Below are 22217 nucleotides of genomic sequence, written 5' to 3'. Positions count from 1 at the left end.
GCGCCGAGAGCGTGCCAGCGGTAGGACCACGAAAACCATGATTCGATCTGTCATTCATCGGGATCGGAAAATTCTCCGCCCTCGGCGAAGCGCCCTGGAATGTTCAGGCCGAAGTGCAAGTAGGCATGACGGGTGACCACGCGCCCACGTGGCGTGCGCATGATGTAGCCCTGCTGGATCAGGTATGGCTCGAGCACGTCCTCGATGGTGTGTCGCTCCTCGCTGATGGCCGCGGCCAGGTTGTCGACCCCCACCGGACCGCCATCGAACTTCTCGATCATGGTCAGCAGCAGGCGACGGTCGGAGTGGTCGAAGCCACGCTCATCGACATCCAGCAGGTTCAGCGCCATGTCCGCCACCGCCTTGGTGATCTGCCCCTTGCCACGCACCTCGGCATAGTCGCGCACGCGGCGCAACAGGCGGTTGGCGATACGCGGCGTGCCGCGGGCACGACGGGCGATCTCGTAGGCCCCCTGGTCCTCGATGGACAACCCGAGGATGTTGGCCGAGCGGCTGACGATGGTCGCCAGGTCCTTGTTGCTGTAGAACTCCAGGCGCTGAACGATGCCGAAGCGGTCGCGCAGCGGATTGGTCAGCATGCCGGCACGGGTGGTTGCACCGACCAGGGTGAACGGTGGCAGATCGAGTTTGATCGATCGCGCCGCCGGCCCCTCGCCGATCATGATGTCCAGCTGGAAGTCTTCCATCGCCGGATACAGCACCTCCTCGACGACCGGCGACAGCCGATGGATCTCGTCGATGAACAGCACGTCATGGGGCTCCAGATTGGTCAGCATTGCCGCCAGATCGCCCGGGCGCTCCAGAATTGGCCCCGAGGTACTCTTGACCGACACGCCCATTTCCTGGGCGATGATGTTGGCCAGCGTGGTCTTGCCCAGGCCCGGCGGCCCGAAGATCAAGGTGTGGTCAAGCGACTCATTGCGACCGCGCGCCGCCTGGATGAACAACGCCATCTGCTCGCGCACCACCGGCTGGCCAATATACTCGTCCAGGCTCAGAGGGCGGATCGCACGGTCCTGGATTTCTTCGCGGTCGCGGCCACTGGCGGCGATCAGTCGGTCGGTTTCGATCACTTGGCGATCATTCCTTTAAGGCTGCGGCGAATCAGCTCCTCGCTGCTCAGGCCGCTCTTGCCCTCGATGGCAGCCACAGCCTTGCTCGCCTCCTGGGGCTTGTAGCCCAGGGAGATCAAAGCGCTGACCGCATCGGCCTCGGCATTGGAGGCACTGCTCACAGGCATAGGGCCATCAGAGACAAGGGTGAACATTGCGGGGGATGTTTCCCACGCTTTGAAGCGATCCTTGAGTTCCACCAGCAGGCGTTCGGCGGTCTTCTTGCCAACCCCTGGCACACGCACCAGCGCCGAAGCGTCCTGAGCCTGCACACAGCGCACCAGTTCATCGACCTCAAGGCCCGACATCAACGCCAGGGCCAGCTTTGGCCCGACGCCATTGAGGCGAATGAGCTCGCGGAACAGCTCGCGCTCACGCTTTTCAGCAAAGCCATAGAGCAGATGGGCGTCCTCACGCACCACCAGGTGGGTGTGCAACGTGACCGGCTCACCGACTTTCGGCAACCGGTACAAGGTAGTCATTGGCACCTCCAGCTCATAGCCCAGGCCATTGACATCGACTATCAGGTGCGGCGGCTGCTTTTCCGCCAGGGTGCCGCGCAAACGTCCAATCACGTTCCGATCCTTTCCTTCGGGTGCCGGCCAGAAACCGGTCCACCCTATCAGCAAATGCAAGGGGAGACTGTTCCCCCCGCACAAAATATGTATCAGCGCATGAAGCGGCTACAGACGCAAGCGTCCACCGCGTCGCCGGGCCGTAGTCAATCCATGAGGGATGAGGCTGGAGCGGGTGTGGGCATGACACAGGGCAATGGCCAGGGCATCGGAGGCATCCACCTGCGGCTTTTGCGTCAGCTTCAACAGGTGCATGACCATCAGCATCACCTGCTCCTTGTTGGCGCCACCGGTCCCAGCCACCGCCTGCTTGACCTGACTGGCGCTGTATTCGGCGATCTCCAGGCCCGCCTCGGCAGCCGCGACGATCGCTGCGCCACGCGCCTGCCCGAGCTTGAGGGCCGAATCGGCGTTACGCGCCATGAACACCCGCTCGATGCCCATGGTCACCGGCCCGTGCTGGCGAATGATCTCACTCACCCCACGGAACACGACCTGCAGCCGCTCGTGCAACTCCCCGCTGCCTGTACGGATACAGCCAGACGCCACGTACTCGCAGCCGCGAGCCGTCTGACGCACCACTCCGAAACCTGTGATGCGCGAGCCGGGGTCGATACCAAGAATCAGAGTCATAGTGCCTGTCGAAAAATTGATGCATCTCTGCAAACTGTACCGGCCCTTTCGCGGGTAAACCCACTCCCACAGGTACTGCACCGACGCTGAATGTGGTGCGGTACTGTGGGAGCGGGTTTACCTGCAAAAGGGCCGGTACAGGCGCTGACAAACTTGAAGAACTGGCATGGATCGCCAGAACACCTTAGCCGAGCTTCTCCATGATCTCGTCGGAAATCTCGGCGTTGGAGTAGACGTTCTGCACATCGTCCAGGTCTTCGAGCATGTCGATCAGCTTGAGGACTTTCTCCGCCCCCTCCTGATCCAGCTCGGCACTGGTGGTCGGCTGCATCACGATCTCAGCGTCGGCAGCCTTGAAGCCGGCTTCTTCCAGGGCGTTACGCACGGCATAGAAGCTGTTGAACGAGGTGAAGACATCGAAGGAGCCATCATCGTTGGCGACCACATCGTCGGCATCGGCCTCCATGGCCGCTTCCATCAGGGCTTCTTCGTCCAGACCCGGAGCAAAGCTGATCTGCCCTTTGCGCTCGAAAAGATAGGCAACGGAGCCGTCGGTACCGAGGTTGCCGCCGCACTTGGTGAACGCATGGCGTACAGCAGCTGCGGTGCGGTTGCGGTTGTCGGTCATGGCCTCGACCATGATCGCCACGCCACCGGGGCCGTAACCTTCGTAGCTGAGTTCCTCGACGTTGTCGCTTTCGTTGGTGCCCGCACCGCGTGCCACGGCGCGATCGATGATGTCGCGGCTCATGTTGGCGCCCAGGGCCTTGTCCAGGGCCAGGCGCAAACGCGGGTTGGAAGCCGGGTCAGGCCCCCCCTGCTTGGCAGCGACGGTCAGTTCGCGGATCCACTTGGTGAAGACCTTGCCTCTCTTGGCATCCTGGCGCTCTTTGCGGTGCTTGATGTTTGCCCACTTGGAATGACCAGCCATAACGACTCCGAATCCTTGAAACAGAAACAGGTTCCGCCCCGAAGGGCGGAACGCGAGAAAACTGCGCCGAAGCGCGTGGGCGCTCCCGTCAGGGACGCGCCCTGGTCGATTACTCGACCTTGGTCTGCTCACGCAGACGGATGTGCAGCTCGCGCAGGGCCTTGGCATCCACCAGGCCTGGGGCCTGGGTCATGACGCACGCGGCGCTCTGGGTTTTCGGGAACGCGATCACTTCACGGATCGACTGGGCGCCGGTCATCAGCATGACCAGACGATCCAGACCGAAGGCCAGACCACCGTGAGGCGGTGCACCGAACTTCAGGGCGTCGAGCAGGAAGCCGAACTTCTCCTGCTGCTCTTCGGCACCGATGCCCAGCAGACGGAAGACCGCCTGCTGCATTTCCTTGCGATGGATACGAATCGAGCCGCCACCGAGCTCGGTGCCGTTGAGGACCATGTCGTAGGCGCGCGACAGTGCGACGCCCGGGTTGGCCTCGAGCTCTTCAGGCGAGCACTTGGGCGCGGTGAACGGGTGGTGCAGCGCGCTGAAGCTGCCATCGTCGTTTTCTTCGAACATCGGGAAGTCGACAACCCACATCGGTGCCCACTCGCAAGTCAGCAGCTCGAAGTCGTGACCCAGACGGATACGCAGCGCGCCCAGGGCTTCGCTGACGACCTTGGCCTTGTCGGCGCCGAAGAACACGATGTCACCGTCGACGGCGCCGACGCGATCGAGGATCACGTTCAGGTTGGCCTCAGGGATGTTCTTGACGATCGGCGACTGCAGGCCCTCGACGCCCTTGGCGCGCTCGTTGACCTTGATGTAGGCCAGGCCCTTGGCGCCATAGATGCCGACGAACTTGGTGTACTCGTCGATGCGGCTGCGCGGCATGCTGGCACCGCCAGGCAGACGCAGCGCGGTAACGCGGCACTTCGGATCGTTGGCCGGGCCTGCGAAGACCTTGAAGTCCACGTCCTTGAGTTGGTCGGCAACATCGACCAGTTCCAGCGGAATACGCAGGTCTGGTTTGTCGGAGCCGTAGCGACGCATGGCCTCTTCGTAGGTCATGTGCGGGAATTCGCCGAACTCCAGGTCCAGGACTTCTTTGAACAGCTTGCGGATCATGCCCTCGGTCAGGCCCATGATCTCGGCTTCGTCGAGGAAGCTGGTCTCGATGTCGATCTGGGTGAATTCCGGCTGACGGTCGGCACGCAGGTCCTCGTCACGGAAGCACTTGGCGATCTGGTAGTAGCGATCGAAGCCGGCGACCATCAGCAGCTGCTTGAACAGCTGGGGCGACTGCGGCAGGGCGAAGAAGCTGCCAGCGTGGGTGCGGCTCGGGACCAGGTAGTCGCGCGCGCCTTCCGGCGTGGCGCGGGTCAGGATCGGCGTCTCGACGTCGAGGAAACCGTTCTCGTCCAGGTAGCGGCGGATGCTGCTGGTGATGCGCGAACGCAGGCGCAGCTTGTCGGCCATTTCCGGGCGACGCAGGTCGATGAAGCGGTAACGCAGGCGGGTTTCCTCGCCCACATCGGAGAATTCGTTCAGCGGGAAGGGCGGGGTTTCCGCCTCGTTGAGCACCTGGAGCTCATAGCCCAGCACCTCGATACCGCCGGACGCCATGTTCGGGTTGACCGCGCCAGCCGGGCGCAGGCGCACCTTGCCGGTGATTTGCACGACGTACTCGCTGCGCACACGGTCGGCAGCGGCGAAAGTCTCGGCGCGATCCGGGTCGAAGACGACCTGGGCCATGCCTTCGCGGTCACGGATGTCGAGGAAGATCACCCCGCCGTGGTCGCGGCGACGATGGACCCAGCCGCAAAGGGTGACTTCCTGGCCGTCCAGGCTCTCGTTCAGTTGGCCGCAATAATGGCTGCGCATCATGATGGTGGTTTCGCTTCTCGTGATTCGTGTATTCGGTGGAGGTCTTGGTCACCCAAGGGGCTAATACTGCAAGACCCGGTCACTGCTATTCAACTCAGTCGGCCTTGTCGCCGCCTGCCAGATTCTTCTTCGCCCCGGTCTTGAAATCGGTCTCGTACCAGCCGTTGCCGCTCAGGCGGAAACCCGGCACGGACAACAGCTTCTTCAGAGCAGGAGCCTGGCACGCCGGGCAGTCGGTCAGTGGCGCGGCGCTGATCTTCTGCAACACCTCCATCCGGTGATCGCAGGATGCACATTGATAGTCATAAAGGGGCATGGGGGTGTCTCTCGTCAACCACAACGCTGACTGCCGGGGCAGTAAAAAGCGGGATTATATATGGTTAAGAAGAGCTGCGCAGCCCGCCCGGCGATCAGCGTATTCAGGGCGGATCGAGCAACCAGGTAACGCAGATCACCCGAACCAGCCCACTGAAGTTGCGAACCCCGCCATGACGCAAGTGGACCTCCCGGTCCACATAGGACAGCACGGCACTTACCGTGCACTGGTTGGCCTGGGCGATACGCTCGAGAATGCGCCAGTAGACCACCTCCAGCCGCAGGCAGGTGGCAAAGCCATTGAGCCGGACCGACCGGGAGACCGGCTGGACCTGCATCATGTCGAAATCTGTCCGGAACGGGTCAATGCACTGTTTGCCCGGCCATTTCCCCTGGCAAGCCCCTCGCCTGCCTTGTTGCATCACTTCCACCACACCACTCCATTGCCTGGAAAATCCCGAGCGCCCATGCGCTACCGGGCAGATCAATAAAGCGCTGTCGAGGCCTTCAAAGCAGTGGCAAAGCTTTCCGTGCGCAAACAAAAGGCCCGACACCTGGACGGGGTCGGGCCGACACAACCTACAAACAAACGATCACTTTTCTTCGAGCAATACTCGCAGCATCCAGGCGGTTTTTTCATGGACCTGCATGCGCTGGGTCAGCAGGTCGGCGGTCGGCTCGTCGCTGACTTTGTCGACGACCGGGAAGATGCTGCGCGCCGTGCGCACCACCGCCTCCTGCCCTTGGACCAGTTGGCGGATCATTTCTTCGGCAGGCGGCACGCCCTCTTCTTCCTTGATCGACGAATGACGTGCATAGAAGGCATAGGACCCCGGCGCAGGGAAACCCAGCGCACGGATGCGCTCGGCGATCGAATCGACCGCCAGGGCCAGTTCGTTGTATTGCTCTTCGAACATCAAGTGCAGGGTGCGGAACGACGGACCGGTGACGTTCCAGTGAAAGTTATGGGTTTTCAGATACAGCACATAGGTATCCGACAACAGACGGGAAAGCCCATCGACGATGGACTTGCGATCTTCTTCACTGATACCGATATCGATTGCCATGAAGTTCCCCTTTCCATAAGGCTTGGTCATCAAGCGGGCATCAGAAACTGTATCAGAGCCGCCCGCACCTGCCCGTGACACAGGACAAGCCGTCGCCCCGCGGTTTGAGAACCCCCTGCCTTTGCTGTTAAATAGGCACCGTGCCACCCGTGCGGACTGTCATTGCCGGGTGCATAGGCTGGCCAGTTGCGTGATCGCGCCTTGTTTCTGCGCACCGCACGTCCAGCTCTTCCTGTGATCGGCCTTATCAATGTGAGCCAACTCAAATGTTCAAGATCGTCCATCTGGTGACGGGCGTGGCAGCTTTGCTGCTGTCGCTCATACCCAGCCTGAAAACCGATGCAACCCCGTTCCTGGAGCAACCTGAAGCCGTCTACCTGGCTTTGCTCGGCCTGCTCAACCTGCTGCTGGCACCTGCGCTGCCGCTCTACTACAAAGGCGCCCGCCAACAACTGCAATCGCTGGCGTGCGCCTTGCTGGTGCTGGCCGTGATCCTGCAGACCATCGCCGTGCTGGCGCGCCCTGAGCTGGGCGACCTGCCGGCCCTGCTCTGCGCAACGCTGGCCGTCGCCTTGCACCTTGGCACAGGCTTCGCCCGCAGCATCACGAAACCGCGCACCAGCCAAGGCATCCCTCAAGATGCGGGCAAACGAGATACCGGCACGGTGAAGTGGTTCAACACTTCCAAGGGCTTCGGCTTTATTTCCCGTGACTCCGGCGACGATATCTTCGTGCACTTTCGCGCGATACGCGGCGAGGGCCACCGCGTGCTGGTAGAAGGCCAGCGTGTTGAGTTCTCGGTGATGCACCGTGACAAAGGCCTGCAGGCCGAAGACGTGGTCGCGGTTTCTCGCCGCTGACCCAAGGAGGCCCCTGGTGCAACGGATCTCGCTGCACCAGGGTCACCTGCCTTAATAATGAGGCGGCGGCGCCTGCTCCCCCTCACCCCCGTACTGCCCCACTACTTCCTCGTAACGCTTGATCAACTCGGCCATCTGCAACTGCAGGCGTTCGATCACCCGCCCCTGCTCGACCAACACGTCGTTCAGCGCCTGAATGGTGTCGTCCTGAAACGCCTGACGGCTTTCCAGTTCGATGACTCGCGACTCCAGTGACATAACCTCAAACCTCCCGGAAGTCATCGCTCAACACCGCCCGCAAACGCTGACGGATCGCCTCGACCTGTTCGGCCGTGTACTCGATGGCAGGCACCCGCCCCCACACTGGCGCAGGCCAGGCTGCGTCGTCGCGTCGGCGCACGATCACATGCATGTGCAACTGGCTGACCACGTTGCCCAAGGTCGCGACGTTGAGCTTGTCGGCGGCGAAACTACCCTTGAGTGTCTCGGCCAGGTACGTGGTTTCCTTCCAGAGCTGCTGCTGGTCGGCCTCGCTCAACTGGAACAGTTCGCTGATATCGGCGCGTCGCGGCACCAGGATGAACCAGGGATAGTTGGCATCCTTGCTCAGCAGCAAGCGGCACAACGGAAAATCTCCCAGCACCAGGGAATCCTGCTGCAAACGCGAATCCAGAACGAACACGGCATACCTCCTCAAAAAGACGAACCGCCCAACCGCAAGGGACGAAATGCGTCAAGGATACCTTGCTTACCCCCTGCCAGCATGAAATGCCGCTGCCTACCCGCCGTGTTTTTCTCGCTCCACGCACCTGCCGGTAACACACCGCTACTTTTCGCACCAAAAAGGGGCCGTGGCACACGACACACCCCACAGCTTTGTACCCGGATTAACACTTCCCGGTAACACCTTGACTTTTAAGGTAGCTTTTTTGGCGAACGCAAACGTTCCCCCTGGCACACCATCAGACAGTTTTCATCCCGTATTTTCGGACTTTCTACGCGCTTGCCTGAGCGACTGTGAAAAATTCATGAACAAATCGTGATTTTGAGCACGCTTGTTGCATTCCCATCCGACCAAGTCTCAAGGCACCACCCGTGCATGGGACAAATAAAAAAGCGGCAGGGATACCCAGGTTGTTCCACCAGCCAGGTGTGTTTACAGAATTGTTACAGCGCTGGCGTTATACGCCCCGAAACTGGGCGTAATTGCGACATGGAAATAGCCAAACGCGACATGTTGAAAAAGTTCCCTAAAGGTTGTTTTTTCAGTGTCGCCAAGAATAGTCAGCGTGATATACATTTTCGCCGACATAACAAGAAAGAGCTCGCCCTATAACTAAAAAACCAGGGCGAAGCGGTACTTCCTAAAAACCAAAGGAGCAAATCACGATGCGCGTGATGAAGTGGAGCATGATCGCCCTGGCCGTTGCGGCAGGGACCTCGCAGTTGGCAGTAGCCTCTTCGCAGGACGAATCCAAGGGTTTCATCGAAGACAGCCAGCTGAACGTCAAGACCCGTATGCTGTATTTCAGCCGTGACTTCCGCAACGTGCCCAATGGCGAACAGAGTCGCGTTGAAGAAACCGGCCTGGGCTTCCTCGGCACCTTTGAATCCGGCTTTACTCAAGGCACCGTCGGTTTCGGCGTCGACGCCATCGGCATGCTGGGCCTCAAGCTTGACAGTGGTCGTGGCCGAGCTGGCACCGGTGTCCTTCCCGTCGGCGATGATGGCCGCGCAGACGACGACTACTCCGAGGCTCATGGCGCAGTCAAAGTACGCATCTCCGACACCGTTCTGAAATACGGCGGCCAGTTCACTGCCATGCCAGTATTCGCGACTGACGACAGCCGCCTGTTGCCAGAAGTTGCCGAGGGCTTCCTGCTGACCAGCAAGGAAATCGAAGGTCTCGAGCTGAACGCCGGCCACTTCACCCGCCTCAATGCCCAGGCACAGACTTACAAGGACAGCATCGGCGGTCGCGATAGCGACACCGGACTCAAGAACCCGGGGCTGACCGAAGCCAACGTCCTCGGCGGCACTTACGCCCTCACCGACAATGTGAGCACCAGCCTGTATTACTCGAAAGTCGAAGACTACTGGCGCAAATATTACGCCAACGTCAACTGGGCATTGCCGATCTCTGACAAGCAAGGCCTGGTCTTCGACTTCAACATCTATGACACCAAGAGCGATGGCGACCGCGCCCGCGCCTTCGATGGTGATAAGCTCGACAACCGTGCGTTCAGCCTGTCTGGCGCTTACAACATCGGCGCCCACACCTTCACCCTGGCTTACCAGAAAGTGTCCGGTGATGGCGACTACGCCTATGGCGTCGACGGCGGTGGCTCCATCTTCCTGGCCAACTCCGTGGCCCGCTCCGACTTCAACGCTGAAGACGAGAAATCCTGGCAAGCTCGCTACGACCTGAACTTCGCCGAGTACGGCATTCCAGGCCTGACCTTCATGACCCGTTACGTGCGCGGCACCGACGCCAACGTCGCCGGCACCAGCAACGGCAAAGAATGGGAACGCGACATCGATATCAAGTACGTGCTGCAAGAAGGCCCTGCCAAGGACCTGAGCTTCCGCGTACGCCAGGCCACCTACCGTTCCGCCGATGGCGTCTACTACGGTTCCCCGTCGATCGACGAACTGCGCCTGATCGTCGAGTACCCGCTGAGCATCCTGTAAGCCCCGGCTTGCATTTGCCCCGCACCGAAAAGCCCGGCGATCACGCCGGGCTTTTTCTTGGCTGACAAGCGCCCCGCCCTGGGGCATCCTGTACGCCTTCGCTCCGCCCCCGTACAATGCGGGGTCATTTCAACGTCTTAGGCAATCGACACGGCCCACCATGCGTACCAGTCAATATTTGCTCGCCACCCAGAAAGAAACCCCAGCCGATGCAGTGGTCATCAGCCACCAGCTCATGCTGCGCGCCGGCATGATCCGCAAGCTGGCCTCCGGCCTGTACACCTGGCTGCCGATGGGCCTGCGGGTGATGCGCAAGGTCGAAGCCGTGGTCCGCGAGGAAATGAACGCCGCCGGTGCCCTGGAAGTGCTGATGCCCAGCATCCAGCCCGCCGAGCTGTGGCAGGAGTCCGGCCGCTGGGAACAGTACGGCCCTGAACTGCTGCGCCTGAAGGACCGCCATGACCGCGACTTCTGCGTTGGCCCGACCCACGAAGAGGTCATCACCGACCTGGCACGCAACGAGCTGTCCAGCTATAAACAGCTGCCGCTGAACATGTACCAGATCCAGACCAAGTTCCGTGATGAGATCCGTCCGCGCTTCGGTCTGATGCGTGGTCGCGAGTTCATCATGAAGGACGCCTATTCCTTCCATGCCGACCAGGCTTCCCTGCAGGAAACCTACGACCGCATGCACCAGGCGTACACCAACATCTTCACCCGCCTGGGCCTGGACTTCCGTCCGGTGCAGGCAGACACCGGTTCCATCGGTGGTAGCTATTCCCATGAATTCCACGTTCTGGCCGAATCCGGCGAAGACGATGTGATCTTCAGCGACAGCTCCGACTACGCCGCCAACATCGAGAAGGCCGAAGCCATCCCGCGCGAAACCGTTCGCCCAGCACCGACCGAGGAGCTGCGCCTGGTCGACACCCCGGATGCCAAGACCATCGCTCAATTGGTCGAAAACTACGGCCTGCCGATCGAAAAGACCGTCAAGACTCTGATCGTGCGCGGCGCCGAGGAAGGCAAGCTGGTCGCCCTGGTGGTCCGTGGCGACCATGAGCTGAACGAAATCAAGGCCGCCAAGCTCGAACAGGTCGCCGACCCGCTGGTCATGGCCACCGACGCCGACCTGCGCGCCGCTATCGGTGCCGGCGCAGGCTCCCTGGGCCCGCTGAACCTGCCACTCGAATGCATCATCGACCGCTCGGTCGCCCTGATGAGCGACTTCGGTATCGGCGCCAACATCGACGACAAGCACTACTTCGGCGTCAACTGGGAACGTGACCTGCCGGTCCCTCAGGTCGCCGACCTGCGCAACGTGGTCGAAGGCGACCCGAGCCCGGACGGCCAGGGTACTCTGGTCATCAAGCGCGGCATCGAAGTCGGTCACATCTTCCAGCTCGGCACCAAGTACAGCGAGGCGCTCAAGTGCCAGGTACTGGGCGAGAGCGGCAAGCCGGTGACCCTGTCCATGGGCTGCTACGGCATCGGCGTGTCCCGCGTGGTCGCCGCCGCCATCGAGCAGAGCTATGACGACAAAGGGATCATCTGGAACGACGCCCTGGCACCTTTCCAGATCGCCCTGGTGCCACTGCGCTACGAAACCGACGCCGTTCGCGAGGCGACCGACAAGCTGTACGCCGAGCTGACCGCCGCCGGTTTCGAAGTCCTGCTGGACGATCGCGACAAGAAGACCAGCCCCGGCATCAAGTTCGCCGACATGGAGCTGATCGGCATCCCTCACCGCATCGTGGTCAGCGACCGCGGCCTGGCCGAGGGCAACCTGGAATACAAGCACCGCACCGAGCAAGAGGCCCAGCCTCTGGCGGTCAACGAAGTGCTGACCTTCCTGCAAGCCCGCATCCGTCGCTGATAGCCCAATGCACGAGTGATCATGTCCAGAAGTACCTTTACCCTGGGGGGCGCCGCACTGTGCGGCGCCTTGCTCGTCAGCGGCTGCGCCAACCAGATGTCCCAGCGCAGCGAGCATGAGGAGCGCGCCGAGCGCAAGCTGCTCGAACATACCCTGCAAATCGACGTGGGCGAGCCCAAGGTGATGGAGCTTCCCCAGCGGCGTGTGCGCATCCACGAACAGAAGCGCTTCGAAGTCACCGAGTTCGAAGTCACTCGCCGTTACGACCGCTACACGCCCTACCAGCCCTGGCGGGAGATCTATGAGATCCCCCTGGGCGCGGTAGCCGTAGTGGCTGGTGTCGGCGCCAACGTGGTCAACGTGTTCGCCCTGGGCACTCTGCCGGAAAGCGTTACCCATGATTGGCTCAGCTACGGCCTGGCCGGGATCAACCCGTTCATGAACGCGCCGTCCAATGGTCGCGCGCAGCAGAACCTGGCCGGGATCAGCGAAGTACAAAAGGACAAGCGCGAGGAGTACACCAGCCTGCCTTGGAGCGAGCGCTTGGTCGAGGTCAAGGCCGGCAAGCTGACCCACGAGCTGACCACCGACCATAACGGTGTGCTACGCCTGAACCTGCTCGACAGCCCGTTCTCCGAGCAGAACCTCAACCACATCGGCACCCTGCACCTGCATGTGGCCGACGAGGACAATGGCGTGCGTGGTGATGCCAGCCTGCTGGTCAGCAGCAACCTGCGCGGCAAACTGCTCGAAGCCCACGAGCTGATCTTCGATGACCTCGAGGGCGACGACGTTGGCCAATGGGTGCATCGCGTCAAACGCCTGTCAGAGCTGGGCCTGGAAGAGGAAGCCAGCGAGCTGGAGCAGAGCCTGATCGAGCTGACCCGCAACGATCCGGAGCTGCAACGAGACTTCCTGCAAGCACTGACCAAGGACACCGGGCGACTGGTGGCCGATCCCGGCGTGCAGTAAACCTGGCGGGGCTGCCTTGCGGCCCCTCCCCCTCGCTCACTGCGGCGGGAAGAGCTCCAACTGCTCATGCGCCCCACGCAAATCACGCAATCGCACCCCCACCCCCAACAACCGCACTGGCTTGCCGCCCCTGGCAAACGCCTGGCTGAGTAATTGGCGATAGCTTTCCAGATCACGACCAGCCCCCGCCTGCTCCAGGGTCGTCTGGCTGAAATCATGGAACTTCACTTTCACGAACGGTTTGTCTGGCCGGTAACTGCTATCCATGCGGGCAATACGTACGTTCAGGCTCTCGAGCAGCTCAGGCAGCTTCTGCTGGCAGCTCTCCAGATCCGGCAGGTCAGTATCGTAGGTGTTTTCCACGCTCACTGACTGACGCCGGCTGTCATTCTGTACGATCCGTTCATCTATACCCCGTGCAAGACCCCATAAGCGCTCACCGAAGCTGCCGAACTCTCTCACCAGCGCCAAACGCGACCATTCACGCAGCTCCAGACACGTTTCAATACCCAGGCGCGCCAACTTGTCCGCAGTGACCTTGCCCACGCCGTGCAGCCTAGCGACCGGCAACGCTTCGACGAACGCCTCCACCTGATCGGGGGTGATCACGAACAAACCATTGGGTTTGCGCCAGTCGCTGGCAATCTTGGCCAGGAACTTGTTAGGCGCCACGCCAGCCGAGACGGTGATATGCAGCGTTCGGGCGACTCGCTTGCGAATATCTTCGGCAATACGCGTGGCGCTGCCAGCGAACCATTGGCTGTCGCTGACATCAAGGTAGGCTTCGTCCAGTGATAGCGGTTCGATCAGCCCGGTGTAGTCACGGAAAATCGCGTGTATCTCCCGCGAGGCCTCGCGATAAGCCTCAAAGCGGGGCTTGACGATCAACAAGTCAGGGCAGAGCTTGAGCGCATGACGCGACGACATGGCCGAACGCACGCCATAGGCACGCGCCTCATAATTACAGGTCGCGATCACCCCGCGCTGCTCCGGCGACCCGCCCACAGCCATCGGGCGACCCGCCAAACGCGGGTCGTCACGCATTTCGATCGCGGCGTAGAAACAATCGCAGTCGATGTGGATGATCTTGCGTAAGGACATGGATGACCGTCAGCACTGTAAATTCATACAGATACTACCGACGAGTCGGCGTGTCTTCCAGAGCCGGACAGTCGGAAAGCCGTCCAATCCGATGCAAGCCCCGCCCTTGCTGAGCTGCAAGCTTTATTGAAACGCTAAGAGATTGAACAAAAAAGGGTTTTTCAAAAATAGCGCTTGACATGCCAGAGGATTTCCGTAGAATTCGATCTCACAGGCGCGGGATGGAGCAGCCTGGTAGCTCGTCGGGCTCATAACCCGAAGGTCGTCGGTTCAAATCCGGCTCCCGCAACCATATTCGTCAGAACAAACCCCGCCTGCTAACGCAGCGCGGGGTTTGTTGCTTTCAGGCCCCTGAACACCCCCTCCTCCCCCGCTTCAGCCGTCAGGCGGGCCTCGCCGGATGAACTATCTTTAACCCTGCCAAACCGCTGAAAGCGGACCGGGCAGGAGTAATATCTGGATACGTTTTCCGAAGGGACTTTCACTTGGCCGCACCTCTGCCCAACCTCGCGCTCCCGGCCCGAGGTTATCCATGACTTCACACGACTCCGAACCCCAGGTGTCACTCGCCACTGCGCTTCCCACTGCCGCCCGGCGCCTGCCTTGGCTGGAGCGACTGAGCCGGTATCGCCAACCCTTGGGGCTGGCCTTGACGCTGTTGCTGTTCAGCATGGCCTTGATCGCCTGCCGGCACCTGCTGAGCGAGTTGGACATCTATGCCCTGCACGACGCGATGCTCAGCGTGCCGACCCAGTCTTTGGCAGGCGCCCTGCTGGCCACTGTCGTGGGCTTTATGACCTTGCTGGGCTATGAATGGTCCGCGAGCCGTTACGCTGCGGTAAAGCTACCGGCCCGCACGCTGGCATTGGGCGGATTCAGTGCCTTTGCCATTGGTAACGCGGTCGGGCTGTCGATCCTCTCCGGTGGCTCGGTGCGCTACCGCCTGTACGCGCGCCACGGGCTAGGCGCTGCTGAAATCGCGCGCATGACGGTATTCGCCAGCCTGTCCCTGGGTTGCGCCCTCCCCCCTCTGGCGGCCCTGGCAACATTGAGCAACCTATCGGGAGCCGCGACCGCCTTGCGCCTGCCCGCACCTTTGCTGGCCAGCATTGCAGTGGCGGTGCTGGCATTGACAGCAGTGCTGGTGATCGGCCTGTATCGACGCCGCCTCGACGAGCAACCCCTGGCCGACAACCTGTTGGTGCAATTTGGACGGCGTACCCTGCGACTACCGGGCGCCCGCCTGGCAGCCCTGCAGTTGCTGATCACCGCCCTGGACGTCGCCGCTGCTGCGACCGTGCTTTATTTACTTCTGCCCCAGGCCCCGCCTTTCGGCGCCTTCGTTCTGGTCTACCTGCTGGCCCTGGCCGCTGGCGTGCTCAGCCATGTGCCAGGTGGCGTGGGGGTATTCGAAGCCATTCTCTTGGTAGCCTTCGCCAATCAGCTGGGCGCCGCGCCACTGGCCGCAGCCCTGCTGTTGTATCGTCTGATCTACGTGGTTCTGCCCTTGCTGGTGGCCTGTGTGCTGTTGCTGGCGAGCGAAGCCCGTCGCTTGCTCTTCGCCCGACAGGCGATCAATGCGGCAGCCGGGCTCGCCGCGCCCGTACTGGCCATCCTGGTGTTTCTATCGGGTGTCGTGCTGCTGTTCTCCGGCGCCACGCCCGAGATCGACACGCGCCTCGAGCACATGGGCTTTCTGGTGCCTCACCGCCTGATCGATGCTTCGCACTTCGGCGCCAGCCTGATCGGTGTACTGTGCCTGCTGCTGGCTCAAGGCCTGCGTCGACGATTGTCGGCCGCGTGGCTGCTGACCACCGTCCTGCTGCTGGTTGGCGCCCTGCTGTCACTGCTCAAGGGCTTCGATTGGGAAGAGGCCAGTGTGCTGATCTTCACAGTGGCGCTGCTGACCCTGTTCCGCCGCTCGTTCTATCGCCCCAGCCGGTTGCTGGAGTTGCCCTTCTCGCCGGTGTACCTGGTGGCGAGTGTCTGCGTGGTCGGTGCCTCGGTCTGGCTGCTGTTGTTCGCCTATCAGGACGTACCGTACAGCCACGAGCTGTGGTGGCAGTTCACCCTCGATGCCGACGCGCCACGCGGCCTGCGCGCCGCCATGGGCAGTGCGGTGCTCTTGGTGATCGTCGCGCTGACCTGGCTGCTGCGCACCGCGCGGCCTGTGATCCACCTGCCCAACGATGAGGAACTGCACCGGGCCAAAGGCATCCTGATGGCCTCCGACCAGCCCGACGGCGGCCTGGCGCTCACAGGCGATAAAGCCTTGCTGTTCCATCCCAACCACAAAGCTTTTCTGATGTATGCCCGTCGCGGGCGCAGCCTGGTCGCCCTGTACGACCCGATCGGCCCCGCCCAGGAGCGCGCCGAGATGATCTGGCAGTTCCGCGACCTGTGCGATCTGCACCACGCGCGCCCGGTGTTCTATCAGGTCCGCGCGGAAAACCTGCCGTTCTACATGGATATCGGCCTGACCGCACTCAAACTTGGCGAAGAAGCACGGGTCGACCTGCGTCGTTTCGACCTGGACGCCAAGGGCAAGGAGATGAAAGACCTGCGCTACACCTGGAACCGCGGTGGCCGTGATGGGCTGGCCCTGGAGATCCACGAGCCCGGCCATGCGCCACTGGAGGCGCTCAAGGAGATCTCCGATGCCTGGCTCGGTGGCAAGAACGTACGTGAAAAAGGCTTCTCCCTCGGTCGCTTCAGCCCTGAGTACCTGCAGCACTTCCGTATTGCGCTGATCCGCTTCCAGGGCCGCCCGGTGGCATTTGCCAATCTGCTGGAAACCCAGGGCAACGAGCTGGCGAGCCTGGACCTGATGCGTGCCCACCCACAAGCGCCCAAGCTGACCATGGAGTTCATGATGATCGGCTTGATCTTGCACTACAAAAACCACGATTACGCCCGCTTCAGCCTCGGGATGGTGCCGCTTTCCGGCCTGCAGCCACGGCGCGGTGCTCCTCTGACCCAGAGGCTGGGTTCGATGGTGTTCCAGCGCGGCGAGCAGTTGTACAACTTCCAGGGGCTACGCCGCTTCAAGGACAAGTTCCAACCGGATTGGGAACCCCGCTACATGGCTGTGCCGGCCGGGCTCGACCCGTTGGTGGCACTGGCCGATACCGCCGCCCTGATCGCAGGCGGCCTGACTGGATTGGTGAAACGTTGATGATCCGACGCTATTGGCTTTACCTGACTGGCACCCTGCTCCTGGCCTTGCTGGCCGGTGCCGCGGCCTTCTGGCTGTGGACCCGCCCTGCGCCCGAGGCCCACCTGGAACACCTGACCCTGGCCGATGGCAGCAGCCTGGTGCGCGCCGTACCGGGTGTACACGCCAAGACCCACGTGGCCATTGCCGTACCCCAGGATCAGGCACTGAGCGACAAGCAACTGCTGGACCTGAGCCAGGCTGGCGAGGCCCAACTGGTCCAGGTGATCCTGCCGCCCAATGACTGTGCCAAGCAGCAGCACGCACTGGACCAGGCCATGGGCGAGCTGGCCTCGCCGCCTAACCTGGTGGCCGGTATCGGCCCAGGCGCTGCCCAGGCCTGGCGCTGGCTGGCCACCCAGACTGATGACAAGGCCCGCGCCATCTCCGTGGACTTCACCCTCGAACAACCCGGGTGCCAGCCCCTGCCCAAATCCGCTGCCCATGGCCATTGGAACGTGGCCTGGAACGACAACCCCGACGATGCCAGCGCCGCGTTCGTACGCGACCAGGCGAACGCCGAGACCAGCATCGCCGACTACGACATTCACCTGCCCCAGGTCCTCAAGGCTCAATTGACCCAGGCCCTGGTCGGCAAGGACGGCAATGCCCTGAGCATTCCGGTGGTGGAGGTCCCTGCCGGGCAAACCACCGACACCGTCACCCTGTTCCTCTCCGGGGACGGCGGCTGGCGTGACCTGGACCGCGACGTTGCAGGCGAAATGGCCAAGCTCGGCTACCCGGTCGTCGGGATCGATACCTTGCGCTACTACTGGCAACACAAGACGCCGGAGCAGAGCGCCGCCGATCTTTCCGAGCTGATGCAGCACTATCGCCAGAAATGGGGCACCAAGCGTTTCGTGCTCACTGGCTACTCCTTCGGCGCCGATGTGCTGCCGGCGATCTACAACCGCCTGCCGGATGAAGACAAACAACGGATCGATGCCGTAATCCTGCTGGCGTTTGCCCGCAGCGGCAGCTTCGAGATCGAGGTCGAGGGCTGGCTGGGCAAGGAGGGCCAGGAAGCCCCGACCGGCCCGGAAATGGCCCAACTGCCGGCACCCAAGGTCGTATGCGTCTATGGCGTTGAAGAGACGGACGAAAGCGGATGTACCGACAAGACCGCAGTCGGTGAGCGCCTGAAACTGCCTGGCGGGCATCACTTCGACGAGAACTATCCGGCCCTGGCCAAGCGCCTGATCAGCGAGATCGAGACACGTCAGGGCAAATCCAACGTGGCCGAGCAAAATTGACGGCAGGGCCTATGCGGCCCTGCACTGCGCGATAGAGGACGACAACCCATCCTGTAGCGGGCTTGCCCCGCGAACAGGGCAGCCCATCGCACGCTCAGATCTCGACCTGTGTTCCCAGCTCAATCACGCGATTGAGCGGTAGGTTGAAGAACCGCAGGGTGCCGTTGGCGTTCTTGAGCAGGAACGCGAAGAGGTTGCCGCGCCACCGCGCCATGCCCTCCAGGCGCGAGGCGATCACCGTCTCGCGACTGAGGAAATAGGTGGTGCGCATTGGACTGAAATCGAGTTCGTCCAGATGGCACAACTTCAGTGCCGCCGGTACGTCCGGTTCATCCATGAAGCCAAAGTGCAGCAGCACGCGGAAGAACCCATCGCCATAGGCCTCCACTTCGAACCGCTCGTGCTCCGGCACCCGCGGCCGGTCCTCGCTGACCACTGTCAACAGCACCACCTGGCTGTGCAGCACCTGGTTATGCAACATATTGTGCAACAGCGCATGGGGTACAGCGTCCGCCCGCGCGGTGAGGAATACGGCCGTACCCTCGACCCGATGCGGTGGCTGTACGCGTATGCTGCTGATGAACACCGGCAGCGGCAGGGCCCCCTCGTCGATACGGTCGACCAGAATCTGCTTGCCGCGCTTCCAGGTACTCATCAGGACGAACAGCACGATCCCCGCCAGCACCGGGAACGCGCCGCCCTGCACGATCTTCGGCACGTTGGCAGCGAAGAACAGTCCGTCGACAAACAAAAAGCCCAGCAGAATCGGCACCGCCAGCACCGGCGGCCATTTCCACAGCAGCAGCATCACCGCCGACACCAGGATGGTGGTCATCAGCATGGTCCCGGTCACCGCTACGCCGTAGGCTGCGGCCAGCGCACCGGACGACTCGAAGCCGATCACCAGCAGCACGACGCCGACCATCAGGGTCCAGTTCACCGCACTGATGTAGATCTGCCCCTGTTCGTCGCTGGAGGTGTGCTGGATCTGCATACGCGGGATGTAACCGAGCTGGATGGCCTGGCGAGTCAGGGAAAAGGCACCGGAAATCACCGCCTGGGAAGCGATCACCGTGGCCAGCGTGGCCAGTCCCACCAGCGGCAACAGCGCCCAGCTCGGCGCCAGCAGGTAGAACGGGTTGCGCGCAGCCTCGGGGTTTTGCAGCAGTATCGCGCCCTGCCCGAAATAATTGAGCACCAGGGCCGGCAGCACCAATGCGAACCAGGCCCGGGCGATCGGTTTGCGGCCAAAGTGCCCCATGTCGGCGTACAGCGCCTCGGCACCGGTCAGCGCCAGCACCACAGCGCCGAGGATCGCCACACCCATGCCGGGGTGAACGATGAAGAAGTTCAGCGCCCAGCCCGGATTGAACGCCTTGAGCACTTCCGGGCTCTGCGAAATGCCGTGCACCCCGAGCGCCCCCAGCACCACGAACCACGTGACCATGATCGGCCCGAACAGCTTGCCGATCTTCTCGGTGCCATGCTTCTGCACCAAAAACAACACCACCAGGATCACCAGCGAGACCGGCACGACCCAATGATCGATTCCGTCAAAAGCAAGGCCCATGCCTTCCACCGCCGAGAGCACCGAGACTGCCGGGGTGATCATGCTGTCGCCGTAGAACAGCGAAGCTCCGACCAGACCGCAACCGACCATCAGCGCCCTGAGCTTCGGATAGTTGGCCGTGGCCCGGCGCGCCAGCGCGGTCAGCGCCATGGTGCCGCCTTCGCCCTGGTTGTCGGCCCGTAGGATGAACATCACATACTTGAACGACACCACCCACAACAGCGACCAGAGGATCAGCGACAGGATGCCCAGCACGCCATCATGGTTGACCTGTACGCCATACCCGCCGGTGAAGACCTCTTTGAGGGTATACAGCGGACTGGTACCGATATCGCCATACACCACCCCAACCGCTGCGACGAGCAGGCCCAGCGAGCGTGTCGCCCCCTGCCCACCTTCGGCGTGACTGCTTGCCTGAACCATCGACCACTCCCGCAGAAGGCCTGTTAGACCCATTTGAATTGCACCCACGCCGAGCCATCCTGGATGCCCCCGCGCAACGGCGCGAAGCATAGCGTAGCGTTCGTCGTATTTCTGCTGGTAAAGCGACCTTGCGCTCGCTAGAATTGCGCACTTTTTGATCAGAGGCGCCAAAAGCGCCCATCAGCATCGCCCCCGTCAACGGCTGGGCGATCTGTCTTCAATACCGAGGTTAGCCATGTCCACCACTCCCGCCACCCCTAAGGTCGGTTTCGTAAGCCTGGGTTGCCCCAAGGCTCTCGTTGACTCCGAGCGCATCCTGACCCAGCTGCGCATGGAGGGCTATGAAGTCGTGCCTACCTATGAGGACGCCGACGTGGTGGTGGTCAACACCTGCGGCTTCATCGACAGCGCCAAGGCCGAGTCCCTGGAAGTGATTGGCGAGGCGATCAAGGAGAACGGCAAGGTCATCGTCACCGGCTGCATGGGTGTCGAGGAAGGCAACATCCGCGACGTGCACCCGAGCGTGCTGTCGGTCAGTGGCCCGCAGCAGTACGAGCAGGTGGTCAATGCCGTGCACGAAGTGGTGCCGCCGCGCCAGGACCACAACCCGCTGATCGATCTGGTCCCGCCCCAGGGCGTCAAGCTGACCCCGCGTCACTACGCCTACCTGAAGATTTCCGAAGGCTGTAACCACAGCTGCAGCTTCTGCATCATCCCGTCGATGCGCGGCAAGCTGGTCAGCCGCCCGGTCGGCGAAGTGCTGAGCGAGGCCGAGCGCCTGGTCAAGGCCGGCGTCAAGGAGATCTTGGTGATCTCCCAGGACACCAGCGCCTACGGTGTGGACGTCAAGTACAAGACCGATTTCTGGAACGGTCGCCCGGTCAAGACCCGCATGCTCGAGCTGTGCGAGGCCCTGAGCAGTCTCGGCGCCTGGGTGCGGCTGCACTATGTCTACCCATACCCGAACGTCGACGACGTGATCCCACTGATGGCCGCGGGCAAGATCCTGCCGTACCTGGACATCCCTTTCCAGCACGCCAGCCCCAAAGTGCTCAAGGCCATGAAGCGCCCGGCCTTCGAGGACCGTACCCTGGCCCGCATCAAGAGCTGGCGCGAGCAGTGCCCCGAGCTGGTGATCCGCTCGACCTTCATCGTCGGCTTCCCCGGCGAAACCGAAGAGGACTTCCAGTACCTGCTGGACTGGCTGACCGAGGCCCAGCTCGATCGCGTGGGTTGCTTCCAGTACTCGCCGGTCGAAGGCGCCCCGGCCAACGACCTGGGCCTGGAGGAAGTACCCGACGAGATCAAGCAGGAGCGCTGGGACCGCTTCATGGCGCACCAGCAGGCCATCAGCGCCGCGCGCCTGCAACTGCGCATCGGCAAGGAAATCGACGTGCTGATCGACGAAGTCGAGGAGCAGGGTTCGGTGGGCCGCAGCTTCTTCGATGCCCCGGAAATCGACGGCAGCGTGTTCATCGATGGTGACCACGGCTTCAAGCCTGGCGACAAAGTGCGCTGCCGCATCGTCGATGCCGACGAGTACGACATGTGGGCAGAACCGATCTGAGCCCCTCAGGTTAAGCCCCGATCAAGCCCCGCCACTGGCGGGGCTTTTTTTTGGTTCTTCACGGAATCCCGGGAAAGACAGAAACAAGAACGCCGGTTTGATGGATGATGTTCGTGCGAGCAAACACATCTACAAACCGGCGTTCTTGTGC

Annotated in this window: 19 protein-coding genes and 1 tRNA gene; 8 read left to right on the top strand and 12 right to left on the bottom strand. The window is 62.0% G+C overall.

Annotated elements, in window-relative coordinates:
- Positions 1 to 50 precede the first annotated feature (50 nt).
- From ruvB to ACNFCH_RS24360, 8 genes are all read right to left on the bottom strand, one after another.
- Positions 51 to 1094 (bottom strand): Holliday junction branch migration DNA helicase RuvB, encoded by a 1044-nt coding sequence (gene ruvB, locus ACNFCH_RS24395; RefSeq protein WP_070094201.1) that lies wholly within the window; start codon positions 1092 to 1094, stop codon positions 51 to 53.
- Positions 1091 to 1708 (bottom strand): Holliday junction branch migration protein RuvA, encoded by a 618-nt coding sequence (ruvA, locus tag ACNFCH_RS24390; protein WP_070094202.1) that lies wholly within the window; start codon positions 1706 to 1708, stop codon positions 1091 to 1093. The genes ruvB and ruvA overlap by 4 nt, the downstream gene beginning before the upstream one ends.
- Before the next feature lie 108 nt (positions 1709 to 1816).
- Complete coding sequence (ruvC, locus tag ACNFCH_RS24385; protein ID WP_070094203.1) at positions 1817 to 2341, bottom strand: crossover junction endodeoxyribonuclease RuvC; 525 nt, start codon at positions 2339 to 2341, stop codon at positions 1817 to 1819.
- A gap of 184 nt (positions 2342 to 2525) precedes the next feature.
- Positions 2526 to 3272, bottom strand: a complete 747-nt coding sequence (locus ACNFCH_RS24380; RefSeq protein ID WP_070094204.1) for a YebC/PmpR family DNA-binding transcriptional regulator — start codon at positions 3270 to 3272, stop codon at positions 2526 to 2528.
- Positions 3273 to 3381: 109 nt separating this feature from the next.
- Positions 3382 to 5157 (bottom strand): aspartate--tRNA ligase, encoded by a 1776-nt coding sequence (gene aspS, locus ACNFCH_RS24375; protein ID WP_337158063.1) that lies wholly within the window; start codon positions 5155 to 5157, stop codon positions 3382 to 3384.
- 94 nt (positions 5158 to 5251) lie between these two features.
- Positions 5252 to 5473, bottom strand: a complete 222-nt coding sequence (locus ACNFCH_RS24370; RefSeq protein WP_043209521.1) for an FmdB family zinc ribbon protein — start codon at positions 5471 to 5473, stop codon at positions 5252 to 5254.
- Positions 5474 to 5576: 103 nt separating this feature from the next.
- Complete coding sequence (locus tag ACNFCH_RS24365; protein ID WP_416744230.1) at positions 5577 to 5894, bottom strand: ribbon-helix-helix domain-containing protein; 318 nt, start codon at positions 5892 to 5894, stop codon at positions 5577 to 5579.
- A 171-nt stretch (positions 5895 to 6065) separates the two neighbouring features.
- Complete coding sequence (locus tag ACNFCH_RS24360; protein ID WP_196162716.1) at positions 6066 to 6539, bottom strand: Dps family protein; 474 nt, start codon at positions 6537 to 6539, stop codon at positions 6066 to 6068.
- A gap of 266 nt (positions 6540 to 6805) precedes the next feature.
- Here ACNFCH_RS24360 and ACNFCH_RS24355 point away from each other — a divergent pair, with 266 nt between their 5' ends.
- On the top strand, positions 6806 to 7399 hold the full coding sequence (locus ACNFCH_RS24355; protein ID WP_070094207.1) for a cold-shock protein: 594 nt from the start codon (positions 6806 to 6808) through the stop codon (positions 7397 to 7399).
- 51 nt (positions 7400 to 7450) lie between these two features.
- Here ACNFCH_RS24355 and ACNFCH_RS24350 read toward each other — a convergent pair whose 3' ends face one another.
- Positions 7451 to 7657 carry a SlyX family protein gene (locus ACNFCH_RS24350; protein ID WP_043209527.1) on the bottom strand — a complete coding sequence of 69 codons (207 nt, stop codon included), beginning with the start codon at positions 7655 to 7657 and terminating at the stop codon, positions 7451 to 7453.
- 4 nt (positions 7658 to 7661) lie between these two features.
- Entirely contained in the window at positions 7662 to 8081 is a 420-nt protein-coding gene (locus ACNFCH_RS24345) for an HIT domain-containing protein (protein ID WP_337158068.1), read from the bottom strand.
- Positions 8082 to 8788: 707 nt separating this feature from the next.
- Between ACNFCH_RS24345 and ACNFCH_RS24340 the strand changes: the two genes are divergently transcribed.
- The 3 genes from ACNFCH_RS24340 (at position 8789) to ACNFCH_RS24330 (ending at position 12938) form a co-directional block, all read left to right on the top strand.
- Positions 8789 to 10090, top strand: a complete 1302-nt coding sequence (locus tag ACNFCH_RS24340; protein WP_337158070.1) for an OprD family porin — start codon at positions 8789 to 8791, stop codon at positions 10088 to 10090.
- 160 nt (positions 10091 to 10250) lie between these two features.
- Positions 10251 to 11966: a proline--tRNA ligase gene (locus ACNFCH_RS24335; protein WP_070094212.1), complete on the top strand. Its 1716-nt coding sequence runs from the start codon at positions 10251 to 10253 to the stop codon at positions 11964 to 11966.
- Between the two features lie 18 nt (positions 11967 to 11984).
- Positions 11985 to 12938, top strand: coding sequence for a hypothetical protein (locus ACNFCH_RS24330; protein ID WP_099594200.1), 954 nt, complete (start codon positions 11985 to 11987; stop codon positions 12936 to 12938).
- Between the two features lie 36 nt (positions 12939 to 12974).
- Here the strand turns inward: ACNFCH_RS24330 and dinB are convergent, their stop codons facing one another.
- A complete protein-coding gene (gene dinB, locus ACNFCH_RS24325; RefSeq protein WP_416744218.1) occupies positions 12975 to 14039 on the bottom strand; it encodes a DNA polymerase IV in 1065 nt (354 codons plus the stop codon).
- A gap of 215 nt (positions 14040 to 14254) precedes the next feature.
- Here dinB and ACNFCH_RS24320 point away from each other — a divergent pair.
- The 3 genes from ACNFCH_RS24320 (at position 14255) to ACNFCH_RS24310 (ending at position 18506) form a co-directional block, all read left to right on the top strand.
- Positions 14255 to 14331, top strand: a tRNA-Met gene (locus ACNFCH_RS24320).
- A gap of 240 nt (positions 14332 to 14571) precedes the next feature.
- Complete coding sequence (mprF, locus tag ACNFCH_RS24315) at positions 14572 to 17214, top strand: bifunctional lysylphosphatidylglycerol flippase/synthetase MprF (RefSeq protein ID WP_416744216.1); 2643 nt, start codon at positions 14572 to 14574, stop codon at positions 17212 to 17214.
- Positions 17214 to 18506: a virulence factor family protein gene (locus ACNFCH_RS24310; RefSeq protein WP_337158078.1), complete on the top strand. Its 1293-nt coding sequence runs from the start codon at positions 17214 to 17216 to the stop codon at positions 18504 to 18506. Before mprF ends, ACNFCH_RS24310 begins: the two co-directional genes overlap by 1 nt.
- 94 nt (positions 18507 to 18600) lie before the next feature.
- On the opposite strand, the gene ACNFCH_RS24305 is transcribed toward ACNFCH_RS24310, so the two are convergent.
- A complete protein-coding gene (locus tag ACNFCH_RS24305) occupies positions 18601 to 20499 on the bottom strand; it encodes a potassium transporter Kup (protein WP_337158080.1) in 1899 nt (632 codons plus the stop codon).
- A gap of 235 nt (positions 20500 to 20734) precedes the next feature.
- Here ACNFCH_RS24305 and rimO point away from each other — a divergent pair, with 235 nt between their 5' ends.
- The gene (gene rimO / locus ACNFCH_RS24300; protein ID WP_043208732.1) at positions 20735 to 22066 is read left to right on the top strand and encodes a 30S ribosomal protein S12 methylthiotransferase RimO; all 1332 of its coding nucleotides are present in this window, start codon (positions 20735 to 20737) and stop codon (positions 22064 to 22066) included.
- The last annotated feature ends 151 nt before the right edge of the window (positions 22067 to 22217 follow it).

Source organism: Pseudomonas sp. NY15354 (assembly GCF_048068075.1).
Taxonomy (GTDB): domain Bacteria; phylum Pseudomonadota; class Gammaproteobacteria; order Pseudomonadales; family Pseudomonadaceae; genus Aquipseudomonas; species Aquipseudomonas guariconensis_C.
Note: the sequence above shows the minus strand (reverse complement) of the source record. Positions and strands in the feature narration are given on the sequence as shown.

What these genes read in the sequence shown, in the direction of transcription:
- aspS (WP_337158063.1), bottom strand. Translation starts at nt 5,157, where the DNA reads ATGATGCGCAGCCATTATTGCGGCCAACTGAACGAGAGCCTGGACGGC.
- mprF (WP_416744216.1), top strand. Translation starts at nt 14,572, where the DNA reads ATGACTTCACACGACTCCGAACCCCAGGTGTCACTCGCCACTGCGCTT.
- ACNFCH_RS24310 (WP_337158078.1), top strand. Translation starts at nt 17,214, where the DNA reads ATGATCCGACGCTATTGGCTTTACCTGACTGGCACCCTGCTCCTGGCC.
- ACNFCH_RS24370 (WP_043209521.1), bottom strand. Translation starts at nt 5,473, where the DNA reads ATGCCCCTTTATGACTATCAATGTGCATCCTGCGATCACCGGATGGAG.
- ACNFCH_RS24335 (WP_070094212.1), top strand. Translation starts at nt 10,251, where the DNA reads ATGCGTACCAGTCAATATTTGCTCGCCACCCAGAAAGAAACCCCAGCC.
- ruvC (WP_070094203.1), bottom strand. Translation starts at nt 2,341, where the DNA reads ATGACTCTGATTCTTGGTATCGACCCCGGCTCGCGCATCACAGGTTTC.
- ACNFCH_RS24340 (WP_337158070.1), top strand. Translation starts at nt 8,789, where the DNA reads ATGCGCGTGATGAAGTGGAGCATGATCGCCCTGGCCGTTGCGGCAGGG.
- ACNFCH_RS24365 (WP_416744230.1), bottom strand. Translation starts at nt 5,894, where the DNA reads ATGCAACAAGGCAGGCGAGGGGCTTGCCAGGGGAAATGGCCGGGCAAA.
- ACNFCH_RS24355 (WP_070094207.1), top strand. Translation starts at nt 6,806, where the DNA reads ATGTTCAAGATCGTCCATCTGGTGACGGGCGTGGCAGCTTTGCTGCTG.
- ACNFCH_RS24350 (WP_043209527.1), bottom strand. Translation starts at nt 7,657, where the DNA reads ATGTCACTGGAGTCGCGAGTCATCGAACTGGAAAGCCGTCAGGCGTTT.
- dinB (WP_416744218.1), bottom strand. Translation starts at nt 14,039, where the DNA reads ATGTCCTTACGCAAGATCATCCACATCGACTGCGATTGTTTCTACGCC.
- ACNFCH_RS24360 (WP_196162716.1), bottom strand. Translation starts at nt 6,539, where the DNA reads ATGGCAATCGATATCGGTATCAGTGAAGAAGATCGCAAGTCCATCGTC.
- rimO (WP_043208732.1), top strand. Translation starts at nt 20,735, where the DNA reads ATGTCCACCACTCCCGCCACCCCTAAGGTCGGTTTCGTAAGCCTGGGT.
- ACNFCH_RS24380 (WP_070094204.1), bottom strand. Translation starts at nt 3,272, where the DNA reads ATGGCTGGTCATTCCAAGTGGGCAAACATCAAGCACCGCAAAGAGCGC.
- ACNFCH_RS24305 (WP_337158080.1), bottom strand. Translation starts at nt 20,499, where the DNA reads ATGGTTCAGGCAAGCAGTCACGCCGAAGGTGGGCAGGGGGCGACACGC.